Origin of the sequence: Neorhizobium sp. BETTINA12A, assembly GCF_023006485.1 — a bacterium.
Classification (GTDB): domain Bacteria; phylum Pseudomonadota; class Alphaproteobacteria; order Rhizobiales; family Rhizobiaceae; genus Neorhizobium.
In genome coordinates, this window is sequence record NZ_JALBGW010000104.1 from 1 (window position 1) to 16,632 (window position 16,632).

20 protein-coding genes are annotated in these 16,632 nt (G+C 61.7%); 14 read left to right on the plus strand and 6 right to left on the minus strand.

Features of this window, described 5'->3' with window-relative positions; genetic code table 11:
• Positions 1-524: SDR family oxidoreductase (locus MOV61_RS20860; RefSeq protein WP_247137936.1), on the plus strand; the 524-nt coding region annotated here is incomplete at its 5' end.
• 15 nt (positions 525-539) lie between these two features.
• On the opposite strand, the gene MOV61_RS20865 is transcribed toward MOV61_RS20860, so the two are convergent.
• Positions 540-1,823: an O-acetylhomoserine aminocarboxypropyltransferase gene (locus tag MOV61_RS20865; protein ID WP_247137937.1), complete on the minus strand. Its 1,284-nt coding sequence runs from the start codon at positions 1,821-1,823 to the stop codon at positions 540-542.
• Positions 1,824-1,947: 124 nt separating this feature from the next.
• Between MOV61_RS20865 and MOV61_RS20870 the strand changes: the two genes are divergently transcribed.
• Entirely contained in the window at positions 1,948-2,385 is a 438-nt protein-coding gene (locus MOV61_RS20870; protein ID WP_247137938.1) for a DUF6455 family protein, read from the plus strand.
• A gap of 33 nt (positions 2,386-2,418) precedes the next feature.
• On the opposite strand, the gene MOV61_RS20875 is transcribed toward MOV61_RS20870, so the two are convergent.
• Positions 2,419-2,847: a CoA-binding protein gene (locus MOV61_RS20875; protein WP_038541913.1), complete on the minus strand. Its 429-nt coding sequence runs from the start codon at positions 2,845-2,847 to the stop codon at positions 2,419-2,421.
• A gap of 87 nt (positions 2,848-2,934) precedes the next feature.
• Here MOV61_RS20875 and MOV61_RS20880 point away from each other — a divergent pair, with 87 nt between their 5' ends.
• From MOV61_RS20880 to rpsI, 4 genes are all read left to right on the plus strand, one after another.
• Positions 2,935-3,285, plus strand: coding sequence for a hypothetical protein (locus MOV61_RS20880; protein ID WP_038541911.1), 351 nt, complete (start codon positions 2,935-2,937; stop codon positions 3,283-3,285).
• A gap of 340 nt (positions 3,286-3,625) precedes the next feature.
• Complete coding sequence (locus MOV61_RS20885) at positions 3,626-3,844, plus strand: hypothetical protein (RefSeq protein ID WP_247137939.1); 219 nt, start codon at positions 3,626-3,628, stop codon at positions 3,842-3,844.
• A 229-nt stretch (positions 3,845-4,073) separates the two neighbouring features.
• Positions 4,074-4,538, plus strand: coding sequence for a 50S ribosomal protein L13 (gene rplM / locus MOV61_RS20890; protein WP_037080613.1), 465 nt, complete (start codon positions 4,074-4,076; stop codon positions 4,536-4,538).
• Positions 4,539-4,540: 2 nt separating this feature from the next.
• On the plus strand, positions 4,541-5,008 hold the full coding sequence (gene rpsI, locus MOV61_RS20895) for a 30S ribosomal protein S9 (RefSeq protein WP_037080614.1): 468 nt from the start codon (positions 4,541-4,543) through the stop codon (positions 5,006-5,008).
• Positions 5,009-5,074: 66 nt separating this feature from the next.
• Here rpsI and MOV61_RS20900 read toward each other — a convergent pair whose 3' ends face one another.
• Positions 5,075-5,536 carry an Lrp/AsnC family transcriptional regulator gene (locus tag MOV61_RS20900; protein ID WP_038541909.1) on the minus strand — a complete coding sequence of 154 codons (462 nt, stop codon included), beginning with the start codon at positions 5,534-5,536 and terminating at the stop codon, positions 5,075-5,077.
• Positions 5,537-5,686: 150 nt separating this feature from the next.
• On the opposite strand from MOV61_RS20900, the gene MOV61_RS20905 reads away from it, so the two are divergent.
• The 4 genes from MOV61_RS20905 (at position 5,687) to MOV61_RS20920 (ending at position 9,371) form a co-directional block, all read left to right on the plus strand.
• Positions 5,687-6,478 (plus strand): phenylalanine 4-monooxygenase, encoded by a 792-nt coding sequence (locus tag MOV61_RS20905; protein ID WP_247137940.1) that lies wholly within the window; start codon positions 5,687-5,689, stop codon positions 6,476-6,478.
• An 85-nt stretch (positions 6,479-6,563) separates the two neighbouring features.
• Positions 6,564-7,523, plus strand: a complete 960-nt coding sequence (gene speB, locus MOV61_RS20910; RefSeq protein WP_247137941.1) for an agmatinase — start codon at positions 6,564-6,566, stop codon at positions 7,521-7,523.
• Positions 7,524-7,587: 64 nt separating this feature from the next.
• Entirely contained in the window at positions 7,588-8,520 is a 933-nt protein-coding gene (gene argC / locus MOV61_RS20915; protein WP_247137942.1) for an N-acetyl-gamma-glutamyl-phosphate reductase, read from the plus strand.
• On the plus strand, positions 8,520-9,371 hold the full coding sequence (locus MOV61_RS20920; RefSeq protein WP_247137943.1) for an aminoglycoside phosphotransferase family protein: 852 nt from the start codon (positions 8,520-8,522) through the stop codon (positions 9,369-9,371). The genes argC and MOV61_RS20920 overlap by 1 nt, the downstream gene beginning before the upstream one ends.
• Here MOV61_RS20920 and MOV61_RS20925 read toward each other — a convergent pair.
• Both MOV61_RS20925 and MOV61_RS20930 read right to left on the minus strand, forming a co-directional pair.
• Positions 9,368-9,775: a DoxX family protein gene (locus tag MOV61_RS20925; RefSeq protein ID WP_038541898.1), complete on the minus strand. Its 408-nt coding sequence runs from the start codon at positions 9,773-9,775 to the stop codon at positions 9,368-9,370. The two genes, MOV61_RS20920 and MOV61_RS20925, sit on opposite strands and share 4 nt — an antisense overlap.
• A 158-nt stretch (positions 9,776-9,933) precedes the next feature.
• Positions 9,934-11,034: a COX15/CtaA family protein gene (locus MOV61_RS20930; protein WP_247137944.1), complete on the minus strand. Its 1,101-nt coding sequence runs from the start codon at positions 11,032-11,034 to the stop codon at positions 9,934-9,936.
• 145 nt (positions 11,035-11,179) lie between these two features.
• On the opposite strand from MOV61_RS20930, the gene MOV61_RS20935 reads away from it, so the two are divergent.
• On the plus strand, positions 11,180-11,392 hold the full coding sequence (locus tag MOV61_RS20935; RefSeq protein WP_038541894.1) for a DUF2842 domain-containing protein: 213 nt from the start codon (positions 11,180-11,182) through the stop codon (positions 11,390-11,392).
• A gap of 119 nt (positions 11,393-11,511) precedes the next feature.
• The gene (locus MOV61_RS20940) at positions 11,512-12,771 is read left to right on the plus strand and encodes a GNAT family N-acetyltransferase (RefSeq protein ID WP_247137945.1); all 1,260 of its coding nucleotides are present in this window, start codon (positions 11,512-11,514) and stop codon (positions 12,769-12,771) included.
• On the opposite strand, the gene MOV61_RS20945 is transcribed toward MOV61_RS20940, so the two are convergent.
• Positions 12,772-15,000 (minus strand): exopolysaccharide transport family protein, encoded by a 2,229-nt coding sequence (locus MOV61_RS20945; protein WP_247137946.1) that lies wholly within the window; start codon positions 14,998-15,000, stop codon positions 12,772-12,774. It lies immediately after the preceding gene.
• A 186-nt stretch (positions 15,001-15,186) separates the two neighbouring features.
• Here MOV61_RS20945 and MOV61_RS20950 point away from each other — a divergent pair, with 186 nt between their 5' ends.
• Complete coding sequence (locus MOV61_RS20950) at positions 15,187-15,771, plus strand: polysaccharide biosynthesis/export family protein (RefSeq protein WP_038541887.1); 585 nt, start codon at positions 15,187-15,189, stop codon at positions 15,769-15,771.
• Between the two features lie 7 nt (positions 15,772-15,778).
• Positions 15,779-16,632 (plus strand): glycosyltransferase family 4 protein (locus MOV61_RS20955; RefSeq protein ID WP_247137947.1); only part of this gene is annotated, 854 nt, incomplete at its 3' end.

Genomic DNA, 16,632 nt, shown 5'->3' on the forward strand with positions numbered 1-16,632 from the left:
CGGCCGTGATCGGCACGGTGCGCGAGGCCGGCCCGCTGGACATTCTGGTCATCAGTGCCGGCACGCTGGCGCTCGGCAATCCGCTGGAGATCGACGCCGACGCGGTCGACCGGATGATCGACGTCAATGTCCGCGCCCCCTACCATGCGGCCGTGGAAGCCGCCCGCAGCATGCCGGACGGCAGCCGAATCATCGTCATCGGTTCGGTCAATGGCGACCGCATGCCGTTTGCCGGCGGAGCCGCTTATGCGCTCACCAAGTCGGCAATCCAGGGCATGGCGCGCGGTCTCGCCCGCGATTTCGGCGACCGCAACATCACCGTCAACGTCATCCAGCCCGGCCCGACCTCCACCGACATGAACCCGGAAGACGGCCCGATGAGTGACTTCATGCACGGTTTCATGGCCATCAAGCGGCACGGCCGTGCGGAAGAGATCGCCGGTCTTGCCGCCTATCTCGCCGGTCCGGAAGCCGGCTTCATCACCGGCTCCCTGCAGACGATCGACGGCGGTTTCGGCGCCTGACGCCAAGACCTTCCCTCAGATCTTCGACAAGGCCTGGTCGAGGTCCGCAATGATGTCGGCGGCATCCTCGATGCCGATCGACAGGCGCACCACGTCCGGCCCGGCACCGGCGGCGATCAGCTGCTCTTCGCTCAGTTGCCGGTGGGTCGTCGAGGCCGGGTGGATGACCAGCGAACGGGTGTCGCCGATATTGGCGAGGTGGGAGAACAGCTGCAGGCCTTCGACCAGCGTCTTGCCCGCCTCGTAGCCGCCGGTGACGCCGAAGGTGAACACCGAGCCGGCGCCCTTCGGCGAATACCTGATCTGCAGGGCGTGGTTCGGATCTTCCTCGAGGCCGGAATAACTGACCCAGGCGACCTTCGGATGCGCCTTCAGCCATTTGGCGACGGCAACGGCATTGTCGCAGTGTTTCTGCATCCTGAGCGGCAGCGTTTCGATGCCGGTCAGGATCATGAACGCGTTAAAGGGCGAAATCGCCGGTCCCATATCGCGCAGGCCCAGCACGCGGCAGGCGATGGCAAAGCCGATATTGCCGAAAGCCTGGTACAGGACGATGCCGCCATATTCGGCACGGGGCTCCGAGAGCATCGGATAATTGCCCGATTTCGACCAGTTGAAGGTGCCTCCGTCAACGATGACGCCGCCCATGGAATTGCCATGGCCGCCCATGAACTTGGTCAGCGAGTGGATGACGATATCGGCGCCGTGCTCGAGCGGCCGGACGAGGTAGGGGGTCGCCATGGTGTTGTCGACGATCAGCGGAATGCCCCGCCGATGCGCCACCTCGGCGATCGCCGCGATATCCACGAACGTGCCGGCGGGATTGGCAAGGCTCTCGATGAAGATCGCGCGAGTGCGCTCGTCGATGCCGGCCTCGAAGCTTGCCGGATCGTCGGTATCGGCCCAGCGCACCTGCCAGTCGAAATTCCTGAACGCATTGCCGAACTGGTTGATCGAGCCGCCATAGAGTTTTCGCGCTGCGATGAAATTGTCGCCCGGCTGCATGATCGTGTGGAAGGTCAGCATCTGCGCCGCATGGCCGGAGGCGACGGCGAGCGCCGCGGTGCCGCCCTCGAGTGCCGCCACCCGCTCCTCCAGCACTGCCTGAGTCGGGTTCATGATGCGGGTGTAGATATTGCCGAACTGCTGCAGGCCGAACAGGGCGGCGGCGTGGTCCGCATCGTTGAAGACGAAAGCGGTCGTCTGGTAGATCGGCGTCACCCGCGCCCCGGTCGTCGGGTCGGGTTGCGCCCCCGCATGCACGGCCAGCGTCGAGAATCCCGGATTGAGTGTCGGCATGTTAGTCCCTCCCCTTGAAATGGCGCCTGATCGTTAGCGCTCCAACAGACCCCAGCGGTTGATCACGATCAAGGTATATCGTTCTCCGGAACCTATCCTCCGGGGAAATAGAGAGGAGTTTGCAATGGACAACACAATTCCTACCCTTGACCCCGCCCCGGAAAATCTCACCGACAGGCTGAAGCGCTGGTGTTCCGCCACGTGGGCTGCGATCAACGAAGCCAAGCTTCTCGCCAGCCTCGACGACGAGACCGTCAAGCTGCTGGCGCAGGACAACGCCTTGTCGGAACATGAACTACGCGAACTGATCGCCAAAGGCCCACATGCGGCCGACGAAATGCTGGCGCTGATGAAGCTGCTCAACATCGATCCGGAAGAAGCCAGGCTGGAGGAGCCGGTGGAATTCCGCGAAATGCACGTGACCTGTGTCCACTGCGGCGAGAAGACCCGCTGCCGGCGCGAACTGGCCGACGGCAGCGCCGCCGCGGACTTCGCAAACTATTGCGGCAACGCCGACCTGCTCGACGACATGCGAAGCCGACCGGAACTGCTCGCCAAATAGCCGGACGCCCGGCGGCGAACTCAGGCGGCAGCCTCAGGCAACCAGGCGGGGATACTCGATCGCCGGGCAGCGATCCATGACGACCTTGATGCCGGCCGCTTCCGCCTTTTCGGCGGCCTTGTCGTCGCGCACGCTGAGTTGGCCCCAGATCACCTTCGGCCTGGTTTCAAGCCCGATCGCCTCGTTGATCACGCCGTCCAGATACTCGGCGGCCCGAAAGACATCGACCATATCGACCGGCTGCGGCACGTCCGCCAGCGTCCTGTAGACTGTCTGGCCGAGGATCTGCTTGCCTGCCTGGCCGGGATTGACCGGAAACACCGTATAGCCCTTGGAAAGCAGGAACCCCATGACCCGGTTGCTCGGCCTGTCGGGATTTGGAGATGCGCCGAGCAGCGCAATGGTCCTTGTGCTCTTCAGGATATCGGCGATATAGGCATTGTCATAATGGTCATGATTCATGACGGCGGCTCCCGCAATAATGCGCCACTGGCGGCGCGGTGCTTCTGCGCTATGTAAGTCCGCGTCTCGTCAAAAGGGATGAGGATCATGAAAAAATTTCTCGGCTGCCTTGCGGTCATTGCCTGCGGCACCCTCCTCTCAGGCGAGCCGGCTGCCGCGATCTCGCGCTACAATTCCACCGGCATGTCCTGCGCCGCCGTGCAGCGGGCGATCGGCCGGGAGGGCGCGGTGATCCTGCGTTACCCGTCCCGCAACAAGGCGCGGATGACACTCTATGACCGCTATGTCATCGACAGCGGCTACTGCGACGGCCATGAATTCGCCGACCGGGCGACGGTGCCGACGGCCGACACACCGAGCTGTCCCGTTCGTGCCTGTAAAAGAAGACCCGATCCAGAAGATTGTTTTCCTCTACAGGCAGGTTGCCTGAGATTTTAGTCGGCTTCCTGACTCAAAAAATCGAGAATGCTCAGCACGCGATGTTCTGCACAGGTTCGTGGAATACCCCTCTTTTGTACTTGTACATATTAGCACCATCTTATGGTTGAATTAGAAAGTGCTACTAGATTTTGCTAGGCAAATTTATTTTTCTGAACATTTGTCAGTTTTCTTTTTCCGCAGCGGATCCCCTTAAAACATGAGTGATTGACAGCTATTCATGTGTGAAATCCGTCGTAAAACCTTCAAGAGAGCGTCTATTCTGCCATTTGTGCCCGCCCGCCATCTTTCGTTAAACACAATTCCAGGGTGTAGACCGGACAAGCAATACGCGGGAAAAATGGCGCAGATCGCTTTCATGTCAGCGGGTCTTTCCGAGCTTCCGACAGGGCGGTTCCCGGATGGAACTCCCGGTATGGGGATGGGTTTTCTTTCCCATCAGCAGACAAGCCAGCAGCCCATTCCGGACAGCAATCGAGCCCCGCTCAACGGTTACGATGAGCAGAACCAGCATTCCGGCGTCAACGGCGTGCGAATTTCACCCAGAAAACTGTGGTAGCATATAACCACATCGATAAGTCATTGATTTTGCTTATTCTATTTTTCGGCAACGCAAAACCATCACCTTGACGCTTTCGGCCTCCCTCGGTATAAGCCGCCCCAGATCGCGGACCGTTTCGGCCCGCTTTCTTTTTTGCCGGCGTCAGCCATGGCAATCCAAGCAACAAGAAACGCCCTGCATTCGAAGGTTTCGGATGTCATGGGTCCTAGAAGAAAGAGTTAAAAACATGTCAACCTTCGTTCAGAAGCCTGCAGAGGTGGTGAAGAAGTGGGTGATCATCGATGCCGAAGGCCTCGTTGTCGGTCGCCTCGCCACCATCGTCGCCAACCGGCTCCGCGGCAAGCACAAGGCCACCTTCACTCCGCACGTCGATGATGGCGACAACGTCATCATCATCAATGCGGAAAAGTGCGTCCTCACCGGCAAGAAATATTCCGACAAGACCTACTACTGGCACACCGGTTACCCGGGTGGCATCAAGGAGCGCACCGCGCGCCAGATCATCGAAGGCCGCTTTCCGGAGCGCGTTATCGAGAAGGCTGTTGAGCGCATGGTTCCCCGTGGCCCGCTCGGCCGTCGCCAGATGAAGAACCTGCGCGTCTACGCCGGTTCCAACCATCCCCATGAAGCACAGCAGCCGGTCGCCCTCGACGTGGCATCGCTGAACAGCAAGAACGTAAGGAGCGCCTGATAATGGCCGATCTTTCCTCCCTGAAGGACCTCGCGCCGGCTTCCGAAGCTGCCGCTCCGGTCTATGTCCGCAAAGTCGACAGCCTCGGCCGCTCCTATGCGACCGGCAAGCGCAAGAACGCCGTCGCCCGCGTCTGGGTCAAGGCCGGCACCGGCAAGATCACGGTCAACGGCCGTGACTTCTCGACCTACTTCGCCCGTCCCGTCCTGCAGATGATCCTGCAGCAGCCGGTTATCGCCGCTGCCCGCACCGGCCAGTTCGACATCGTCGCGACGGTTACCGGTGGCGGTCTCTCCGGCCAGGCCGGCGCTGTTCGTCATGGCGTTTCCAAGGCACTCACCTACTTCGAGCCGGGCCTTCGCGGCGTGCTCAAGAAGGGTGGCTTCCTGACCCGCGACAGCCGCGTGGTCGAGCGCAAGAAGTACGGCAAGGCCAAGGCCCGCCGCTCCTTCCAGTTCTCCAAGCGTTAATCGCTTCTGGACTTGGACTTTCAAAAGGCGGGGCTTCGGCTCCGCCTTTTTCGCTTGTAGGCCTTCTCATATCGGCAGTTCGGTCGTCGATTTCAGTTCGCGCAGGACAAAGCTGGAGACCACGTTGCGCACATGCGGGTTGCGCATCAGGTGGCGGGTCATGAAAGCCTCATAGGCTTCGACGTCGCGCGCCCGGATCTTCAGCATATAATCGAATGTCCCGGACAGCGCGTAACACTCCATGATCTCCGGCCGGTCGCGTACGACCGTGGCGAAGGCTTCGATCGCCTCCTCGTGGTGATCCTCCAGCGTCACATGGGCGACGATGCAGAGCTTGAGGTCGAGCTTTGCCGGATCGAGAAGTGCTACGCGCTTTCGGATGACGCCTTCGGCCTCCAGTTCCTGGATCTTGCGCCATGCGGTGCTTTGCGACATGCCGGCCTTCTCAGCCAGTTCGGCAAGCGACGAACCATCGCCTGTCTGCACGAGTTGCAGAAGCTTGCGGGCAGCCTGCAGGTTTTCTTTCATGACGGCCTCTCCTCCCGAAATATCCTCTCATTATCTACGCTCAATTCGGCAAAGCTGAAATGATTACCCGCGCTTTCGGAGATATAATGGTGATCTGACGGCCGGCGGCTGGAGCACCCGGCCATTCCATCACGGAACGGGAGGGCGCTGATGACCAAGCAAAGCACCTACACGGCAAACCTGCCGGACGCAGACGGCGTCTATCACTACACCAGCGAAGAAGACCGGATCTGGAGCGAGCTCTACCAACGCCAGATGACGCTCTTGGCCGATAAGGCCTGTCGAGAATATCTGGACGGCGTCAAGGCACTCGGGCTGAGACCGGACAAGGTTCCGCAGCTCGGCGATGTCGACCGGCGCCTCAACGAGACGACCGGCTTCGGCGTCGAGGGCGTGCCCGCCCTTATTCCGCCATCGCGTTTCTACGAATTGCTGTCGCAGGGCAAGTTTCCGCTGGCAACCTTCATCCGCCGCCGCGAGCACATCGATTATATCGAGGAACCGGATATCTTCCACGAAGTCTTCGGCCACTGCCCGCTCCTGACCAACCGGAGTTACGCCAATTTCGTTCGCCGCTTCGGCGAAAAAGCCGTCGGGCTCGGCCGGGAATATTCCTGGCACCTGTTCCGGATATTCTGGTTCACCGTCGAGTTCGGCCTGATCGACACGCCGCAGGGGCGCCGCTGCTTCGGCGCCGGCATCGTCTCCTCTCCCAACGAGACGCGGGCCGCTATGGAAGGCAGGGAAGCCGAATTCCGGCCCTTCGATCTGATGACGGTGCTCAGAACCCCCTACCGCATCGATATCGTCCAGCCGATCTACTATGTCATCGACAGTTTCGCGCAGCTGGAATCGATCATCGAGGAGGATATCGGAGCGCGGATCATGGAGGCCAAGGCGCTGGGGGATTTCCCGCCAGTTTTCGAAGCCAAGGCTTCCTGAACGAGAGGAATTTCGTCTCGCCCAGGCTTGCCTTGTCAGCCCTTATTGTCCAACGTTCCCGTTACGTTAACGATGGAGGGACGCCATGGCGGAAAAGTCGATCGACCATGCCTTCACTGCAAAGGGCCTCACGTCGGCCGCGTCGGACCCTACCTTTGCCGGCGCGCTGTCGTTCATGCGCCGCCGCTTCAGCAAGGATCTGACGGGTGTCGATGCTGTCGTCTGGGGCATCCCCTTCGATGCTGCGACCTCCAACCGGCCGGGCGCACGGTTCGGGCCGCAGGCGATCCGGCGGGCATCGGCGATCTTCGACAACGATCCGCAATATCCGTTCCAGCGCGATCTTTTCGCTGACATGGCCGTCGTCGATTACGGCGACTGCCTGCTCGACTACGGCAACCACCAGAAGACCCCAGCCGCGATCGAGGCCCAGGCGAATGTCATCCTCGACAGCGGCGCCTTCCTGCTGACGCTCGGCGGCGACCATTATGTCACCTGGCCGTTGCTGAAGGCGCATGCCGCCAAACACGGGCCGCTGGCGCTGGTGCAGTTCGATGCGCATCAGGACACGTGGCTCGACGACGATGGACGTATCGACCACGGCTCCTTCGTGGCGCGGGCGGTGCGGGCCGGCATCATCGACCCTGCCCGATCGATCCAGGTTGGCATCCGCACCCACGCGCCGGAAGATTTCGGGATCCGCCTCCTCTATGGCCATGAGGTCGAGGAGATGACGGCAGCGGAGATCGCCAGGGTTATCCTCGATCACGTCGGGCAAACGCCGACCTACCTCACCTTCGACATCGACTGCCTCGATCCGGCTTTCGCGCCGGGCACGGGCACGCCGGTCGCCGGTGGGCCTTCGAGCGCCAAGATACTCTCGGTGCTGCGCCAGCTTGGAGGCCTCGATATCCGCGGCGCCGATGTCGTCGAGGTGGCACCGGCCTACGACCATGCGGACATCACCGCCATTGCGGGGGCGACGGTTGCCATGTATATGCTCGGGCTTCGTGCGGAACGCCGCGCGAGCGCGTTAAATTTCTGAATCAACTTGCTGGTAAACTGAATCCGGCATCCAATCCAAGGCACTGATCTAACAGGATAAGACCATGACAGCGAAAATCTTCATCGATGGCGAACACGGCACCACGGGACTGCAGATCCGCACCCGCATGGCCGGCCGCCGCGACGTCGAACTGCTGTCGATCCCGGAAGCGGAGCGGCGCAACGCCGCCATGCGCGAGGATCTCCTGAACAGTGCCGATGTCGCCATCCTCTGCCTGCCGGACGACGCCTCGCGGGAAGCCGTGACCATGCTTGCCGGCAACAACAGGGTGCGGGTGATCGACACCTCGACCGCCTTCCGCGTCGATCCCTCCTGGGCCTATGGCTTTGCGGAGATGGACAAGACGCAGGCAGACAAGATCAAGGCCTCCCGGCATGTCGCCAATCCGGGCTGTTATCCGACCGGGGCGATCGGCCTGATCCGGCCGCTGCGCGCCGCCGGCATCCTGCCCGATGCTTATCCGGTGACGGTCAATGCGGTCTCCGGTTATACCGGCGGCGGTAAGCAGATGATCGCGCAGATGGAAGACCCGTCGCGCGAAGATACGATCTCGGCCAACAATTTTCTCTATGGCCTGCCGCTCAAGCACAAGCACGTGCCGGAGATGAAGATCCACGGCCAGCTCGACCGTGCGCCGATCTTCTCGCCGTCGGTCGGCCGCTTCCCGCAGGGCATGATCGTCCAGGTGCCGCTCTTCCTCGAAGACCTCAACGACGGCGCGACGATGGAGAGCATCCACAAGGTGCTGGTCGAGCATTATGCCGGGCAGGACATCGTCACCGTCGTGCCGCTCGAAGAGAGCAAGGCGCTTGCCCGCGTCGACGCGGAAGAGCTGGTCGACACCGACACGATGAAGCTTTTCGTGTTCGGCACGCCGGGCGGTGCGCATGTCAATCTCGTGGCCTTGCTCGACAATCTCGGCAAGGGTGCCTCGGGTGCGGCCGTCCAGAACATGGACCTGATGCTTTCGGCCTGATGACCGAAGGCATTCCCTTCCCTTTTTCCTTTCCTGCCGAATGGCGGATCGAAACCGCCAGACAGATCGCCGATACCGTCGTCGGCACCGTCCTTGAAGTGACGCGTGCCGGCGGCGAGATCGATATCGTCAAGATCCTGAAACCGAAGGCATTGGAAGACAGTCTTCGCGGGGCCGATTTCATGGCCTGGCGGGATGGCGTCGGCTGCGTTCGGCTGATCGCGCGTTCGGACGATCTCCTGCTGATGGAACACGCAGGCAAGGTGACGCTGCGGGACCATCTGGAAACCCATGGCGACGGGCACGCAACCCGGATCGCGGCCGGGGTCCTCGCGGAATATCACCGCCCCTCCGACATGGCTCCGCCCGCCAGCCTGATGCCGCTTTCCCGCTATTTCAAAAGCCTGTTCGAGAAGGCCGAAACGGACCGCCGGGACGGCATTACCGGCCCCTTTATCGAGGCGGCGGAAATGGCGGAGACGCTGATCGCCGATCAGCGGGACATCAAGCCGCTGCATGGCGACCTGCATCACGAAAACATCATGCTCGGCCCGCGCGGCTGGCTGATCATCGATCCCACCGGATTGATCGGCGATGCCGCGATGGACGTCGCCAACATGTTTTCCAATCCGCTCGACCGCTTCGACCTCACCCGCAATGAACAACGCATCGCCTCGATGGCCGGCGTATTTGCCGAGATTCTCGGCCGCGACGTCCGCACTATTCTGCGTTTTGCCTTCGCCTATGGCTGTCTCTCGGCCGCGTGGCACGAAGAAGACGGCAACGCGAAAGACCGCGACGACGAGCTTGCCGTCGCCGCAGCGGTCCACAGTGTGCTGCAGCAGGCTTAAGCGAGCGTCCGCTTCAAACCCAGATGGACGGCGAGCTTCTCGCCCGGGCCATGCACGGCGGCAAACAGCAGGCCGGCGAGGAAGGTGAAGTGGTCGACGAAAAAGCCGAACTCCGCTTGGTTGGCTTGCCAATGGCTGGGGCCATGGAAAGCGAAGGCCAGGAAGATGACGTAGGCGCCGGCAAGCAGCGCCGCTTCGGAGAAGAAGGCGCCGGTCAGGAATGCGAGAGCCAGCCCCACCTCAAAGATCGCCGCGATCCAGGCGAGGAACAGCGGGAACGGAAACCCGGCGCCCGAAATGAACCCTGCGGTCGCCTGCATATCGAGAAACTTGAACGTCGTCGCCATAACGAACACGCTGCCGAAGATCAGCCTTGCGACGAGAATTGCGATTGTCTTTGCCATAACCCTACCCTCTCCTTGGCCGAAGCCGATTGAACTATGCTCCAAGGACGGGCGACGGTCACCGCTTCCGACACGAGGCCGAAAATTTTTCTCTGAGAAACGACAGGCGGAAGTCGATCCACCTGCCTAGGCAAGGTTTCCATTCGATAGATCGCAGATCAGGTCCGCGTAACGATCGCGGTCTCCGGGGGATATTCGCCGGCGAAACCGCGCCAATGGGCGACGGCAAAGCCGAGTACGATCAGGGCGACGGCCTGGTGCGTCAGCGCCAGATCGAGCGGCACCTGCATGACGAGCGTCGAAATGCCGATGACGGCTTGTAGCGTCACCAGCCCGAACAGCAGAACGGAACGACGGGCATGGGTCGAGCCGGGAGCCAGGCGAAGCGAGATGATCATGTGCACGAGGGTGGCAGCCCACAAAAGGTAGGCGCCGCAGCGGTGCGCGAACTGTACCGTCTTCGGGTTCTCGAACAGATTGATCCACCAGGGCTGTTGGACAAAGAGATCGCTCGGGATCAGCGCACCATCCATTAGCGGCCAGGTATTGTAGGAAAGGCCAGCATCGAGCCCCGCCACCAGCGCGCCAAGATAGATCTGGAAGAGGACCAGGAAGGCGATGCCGCCGGCTGCCCATTTGGACCTTGCCGTCGGCGGAAGATCACGGCTATGCGGCGAAAGCCCACGCATGATCCAGATACAGGCGGCGAAGATCAGACAGGCGATGACGAGGTGCGTCGCGAGCCGGTATTGCGAAACGCTGACCAGCTTGGTGAGGCCGGAAGACACCATCCACCAGCCTACGAACCCCTGGAAACCGCCAAGCGCCAGAAGGCCGACCAACGGACCGCGCAAGCGCTTTTCGATACGGCCGGTGAGCCAGAAGAAGATCAGCGGCAGGGCGAAGACCATGCCGATCGAGCGGGCCAGGAACCGGTGTGCCCATTCCCACCAGAAGATCGACTTGAACTCGTCGACCGTCATATCCCGGTTGATCTCCTGATATTGCGGAATGCGCTGGTAGAGGCGGAATTCCTCGTCCCATTCCGCGGCCGACAGCGGCGGGATGACGCCGTGGATCGGCTTCCATTCAGTAATCGACAGTCCGGAATCGGTGAGCCGCGTCGCGCCGCCCACCAGAACCAGACAGAACAACGTGAAGACGACGACGCCAAGCCAGATGCGCACGGCCTTGCGGTCACGCTCGCGACGCTTGGTGTGGTTCAGGACATCGATGATCACAGCATCGGTTGCCGACATGGGTGTGCTCCTGTCGCTCAAGCCAAAAGGACGCGGGTGCGGGGCCATGCATCCATCAAGCATTTCGCGTTGCTTTGCCCCATCAACCCATGCAAAACAAGCCCCAGCGCTTTGCGGCATGCGGTCGCGGATAGGAGAAGACGTCTTGGTCCCGCGTTTGAGAAGTTTCATCGGTACGATCCTGATCATCATCCTGGTGATCGTTTATGCGCTTGCCGCCACGACTTTCGCCATGCTGCTGCTCGCCACTTCACCCTGGTGGGTGCATTTCCTCTACTTCCTGATCAGCGGCCTCCTTTGGATCCTGCCCGCCATGCTGATCATCAAATGGATGGCCGGGCCGAAGCCCAAGGAATAGGCGGCTTTACCCCCGGTTAACCAGCGGCAGCGGTTTCGCGGGAATTTCGCTCATCAGTAAACCGATTTTTGGTGCCCTCCCCTTATGTTGCCGGCAAAACGGCATCAGCGGGCGAAGCCATGCAGCAGCGGAAGATCCAACACGAAGAGCAGGTCAAGGATGCGGGTCCTCTCGGAACCGATAACCGGACGATACGGTTGTCCGAACTCACCCTCGTTTCGACCAACGATCTCCGGTCCGTTGAAGCCGAGTGGCGGCGCCTCGAACGGCTTTCCAAGAACTCCCTGCATCAGAGTTTCGACTGGTGTCTTGCCTGGGTCCAGGCGCATCATAGCGAACTTGCGATCATCCAGGGCGTTGTCGATGGCCGCACGCTTTTCATCCTGCCGCTCGAAGTCATACCGGAACGCCGCGCCCGGATCGCCCGTCTGCTCGGCCACCGGTTCAACAACGTCAATACCGGCCTCTTCGATGCCGAACTCGCCGCACCCGATGCGGAAGAACTGCAGAACTTCGCCTATGGCATAAGGCTCGCACTCTCCGACAAGGCAGACCTGGTCGTTCTCGATAATATCCCGCTTGTCTGGCGGGGCATACAGCATCCGCTGTCCGCGCTTGCTTCGATCGAAAACCAGAACCATTCCTTCCAGTTGCCGCTCTTTCAGAATTTCGAGGCGACGCTTGCGCAACTCAATGCGAAAAGCCGCCGCAAGAAATTCCGCTCGCAGAGCCGCAAGATCGAGGCGATCGGCGGTTATGACCATTTCATCCCGACGGACCCCGCCGAAAAACATGCCCTGCTCGATATCTTCTTCCGCCAGAAAGGCGAGCGGCTGAGACTGTTCGGCCTGCCGGACGTCTTTCAATTTCCCGGTATCCAGGACTTCTTCCACCACCTGATGGACGTTCCGGTCAAGGGGACAGATACGCCGCTGACGCTGCATGCCATTCGGCTGCGCGGCGAACACGAAGGGCACATCGCGGCGATTGCCGGCCTGTCGCGCAAGGGCGACCATGTCATCTGCCAGTTCAGCTCGATCGACGAGACGATCTGCCCGGAGGCGAGCCCCGGCGAATTGCTGTTCTGGCTGATGATCGAGCAGTCCTGCCGGGAGGGCGCTTCGGTGTTCGATTTCGGCGTCGGCGACCAGCCCTACAAGCGCAACTGGTGTACCCAGGAAACGGTGCAGTACGACATCCTGCTGCCGCTCACCTGGAAGGGTTCGCTGATGCGGCCGCTTTTGATCGGAGTGACCAAGGCAAAGGCTGCGATAAAGCGTAATCCGCACGTCTATGCGTTGGTGCAGCGGTGGCGGTCCCGCCGGTGCCCGAAAGCGCCGGAAGCTCCCGCCTCCGACACGGAACCAGCAGCCGAATAATCAGGCAGCGCGGCGTTTTCCGGGACGTGGCGAATGCCGGTCGGCGGTCTGCGCCATGACCAGCAGATTGCCATAGCCGGCCGCTTCGAAATCCGTCACCAGTTCGGCGACTTCCTCATCCTTGAAACCCGGAACCGACAGGACGATCTCGGCCATCGCATTGCGGGTCAGACGCGAGATGCCGGCGATCTCGGCGGGACCGCATTCGATCAGCACCAGGTCGTAGGCATCCGCCAGCGCATCTATTATCATCGACAGGCGATCGACGCCGCGCATGGCACGTGCCGGATCCGAAGCGCCGTGCGGGATGATATGGGCGTCGGAAAGCCGATCCGGATGGATCGCGTCGCCGAAGGCGGTTTCGCCGCACAGAAGGTCGGTAATGCCGGGCAGTTTCGGATTTTCCACCATCATCTGCGTCGGGACGGCAGAACCGGTCATGTCGACCAGCACGACGGTGCGGCCGCGCTCGGCGAGCTCGCGGGCGAGCATGACGGTCGCAGTCGAGCCCTCGTCGCCACCCGGTGAAATGCCGATCGCCACAGGCACATCGTGGCGCTGCAGGTAATGCGCGACGGAGCCGATCGTGAAGCCGCGATCGTCGACTTCCGCTACGGCATCCTCTGCCTCGCTCTCCTTCTCGGAGAGCGATTGTTCGGCGATCTTGGCATAGGCGAGCGCTGCCGCATTTCTCGCGTTTTCCTGGGCCGGTTCCGGCCGGTCGAAGCGTGCCGCCTCCGCCTGCATCTGGTGGACCGGCAGCGGAGCGGCAGCAGCAGGGGCGGATGCGGCGGGTTCCAGCATGATGTCATTGTCGGCGTTACGAACGCCGGAGGGGCGCAATGCGCGGCCGGAGAAGAGCTCGGTGACGATGACGATCAGGCAGCCGAAGATCAAGGTGGCGAGCGAGACGACGATGACGATCGGGATGATCTTCGGGAAATAGGGTTCCGACGGTTCGACGGCCTTCGAGACGACACGGGCATCGGCCGGGCTCGAATTGCCCTCGAGGCGGGAACTCGCTTCGCGGTAACGGGCAAGATAGGTTTCGAGAAGCTGGCGCTGGGCGGCGGCCTCGCGTTCCAGCGCGCGCAGGCCCACTTCCTCTTCGCCCGCCTTGGCGGAGTCCGCCTTCAAGCCGTTGAGCTGGCCCATCAACTGGCGTTCGCGGATGCGCGACATTTCGGCTTCGTTGTCGAGGCTCGCGAGAATCTTCTTTGTCTCGCTCTCGATCTGCTGGCGGATGCCGGAAAGCTGGCCGCGCAGTCCCTTCAGCCGCGGATGGCCTTCGAGCAGCGAGGTCGAGGAGTCGGCAATCTGCGCCTGCAGGTTGGCTTCCGCTTCCTTCAGCCGCTGGATGACCTGCGAACCGACGACATCGCTCAGAGTATCGGAAGCGCGGCCGGCTTTCAGGGCCGTTCGGACGTTTTCGGCGCGCGCCTCGGCATTCGCCCGCTCGCCGCGGATACGAGCAAGCTCGGTCGAAATGTCGTTGAGCTGCTGGGTCGAGAAGCTGTTGGTTTCGGTGGTCTGGAACAAGCCGTTGGAAGAGCGGTAGTTGGCAACCTTCTTCTCCGCCTCCTTGACCTTGCTGGTCAGGCTGGCGATTTCCGGCTCCAGCCATTTGGCGGTCTCGGAATGGGTGTCGAGCTTGGCACCGCTCTGGATCTGAAGGTAAACCTGCGCCATCCGGTTCGGGATTTCGGCTGCTAGTTTCGGATCGCGCGAGGAAAACTCGATGGCAATAACGCGCGAATTCTCGACCGCATAGACATTCAGCTTGTCGCGAAATTCCTGGATCACCCTGTCTTCCGGGTCGAGCTTCATCGGATCCTGCTTCAGGCCGATCAGGACCAGCGGGTCGGGAAGGAAGGACTGGGCGGCTGGATCGAATTCCTTGAGCTTGGCGAGGTTGAGGTCGCGGGCGACCCGCTTGATGAGATCGGTCGACTGCAGAAGCTGCGCCTGGCTGGTGATGTTGAGCGAGTCGAGCAGCGGGTCGTTGGCCTGCGCCGCGGCATCCCCTCCCGAAAGGTTGGGCGAGCGGGATTCGATCAGCATCCGCGTCTCGCTCTTGTAGCTGGGCTTCATCAGGCTGGTGCCGACCAGTGCGACCGCCGCCGCAACGATCGTTGCGGCCAATATCCTGGCCTTGCGTTCCCAGACCGCCGAGATGACCCGCCCGAGGTCGATATCCACGTCCTGATTGCCACCGTTTACGCCTGACATGATACGCTCCAACTGATCGGTTTCGGCGAAGAGTAAAGGATCATGGTAACGCGAGGGTTAATGGCCAAGTACAGCGTCGGGGTTCCAAGAAAATCCCCAAACTCCCGGCCTCTTTACCGGGCATTAACCCTAACGGATCGATAACGGGGGCAGATGGTATGAACAGCCGGAGCCTCGAACGCGGAAATGTCCTTCGCCCCCTTCAATCGCGTGATGGCCAAACATGTGCTGGCGTTAGCGCTCGCTGCGACGGCGCTTGCCGGCTGCACGAGCTACGCGCCCGCCCCGAAAAGTTTCCAGCAGGCAACCGTCCAGCCATACAGGCTCGACAGCGGCGACCGGCTGCGCGTCAGCGTCTTCGAGCAACCAGGCCTCACCAATACCTATACGGTCGACCAGGCCGGCTACATCGCCTTCCCGCTGATCGGCCAGGTGGTCGCCCGCGGCCAGACGCTGCCGGCGCTCGAAGGCTCGATTGCTTCCCGTCTCAAGCAGGGCTATCTGCGCGATCCGGATGTCACAGCCGAGATCGATCGCTACCGTCCCGTCTTCGTCATGGGCGAAGTCGGTCGGCCGGGGCAATATTCCTACGTGCCGGGGATGACTGCCCAGAACGCAATCGCGATCGCCGGCGGTTTCACCTCGCGCGGCAACCAGCGCGACGTCGACGTCACCCGCAAGATCAATGGCCAGGTGATCACCGGCCGCACCGTCATCTCTTCCACGGTGCTTGCCGGCGACACGATCTACGTCCGCGAGCGGCTGTTCTGACCGGTCCATGGCGGATAGCGCTCCCTTGCGGATACTCCACTGCTTCAGGTCGCCCGTCGGCGGAATCTTCCGCCATGTGCGCGATCTGGTCGAAGAGCACCGGGCGGCCGGCCACGAAGTCGGCATCCTGTGCGACAGCTCGACCGGTGGAGCGCATGAGGATCGTCTCTTCGACAGCATCAGGCCGCATCTTTCGCTCGGCCTCACCCGTATTCCGATGCGCCGCGCAATTGCGCCTTCCGATTTCGTGGCGATCTACAAGAGTTACAGACATATCAAGAGCTTGCAGCCGGACATTTTGCACGGGCACGGCGCCAAGGGTGGCGCCATTGCCCGGCTGATCGGCTCAGCCCTGCGGGTCAACAAGTATCGCGTAGCCCGCCTCTATTCGCCGCATGGCGGCAGCCTGCATTTCAGCCGGTCCAGCCTTTCCGGCCAGGCCGTGCTGCGGCTGGAACGCTTCCAGGAGCATTTCGGGGACGCGCTGGTGTTCGTCTGCGACTACGAACGGCGCACCTACGAGGCCAAGGTCGGCAAGCCGCGAAAAGTCTCCCAGGTGATCTACAACGGTATCAAGGACGCCGAGTTCGAAACCATCGGCGCCGACCACGGGGCACCGCATTTCCTCTATATTGGCATGCTGCGCGACCTCAAGGGGCCGGATGTGTTCATCGACGCCTTCGCCCGCACCGAAAGGGCGGTCGGTCATCCGCTTTCGGCGCTGATGGTCGGCGACGGCCCTGATCGCGACCGCTATGAGGCGATGATGGCCGAGCGCGGGCTTGGCCGGCGCATCCAGATGAAGCCGGCCATGCCGGCGCGCGACGCGTTCGCCATGGCGAAGATCGTCGTCGTGCCCTC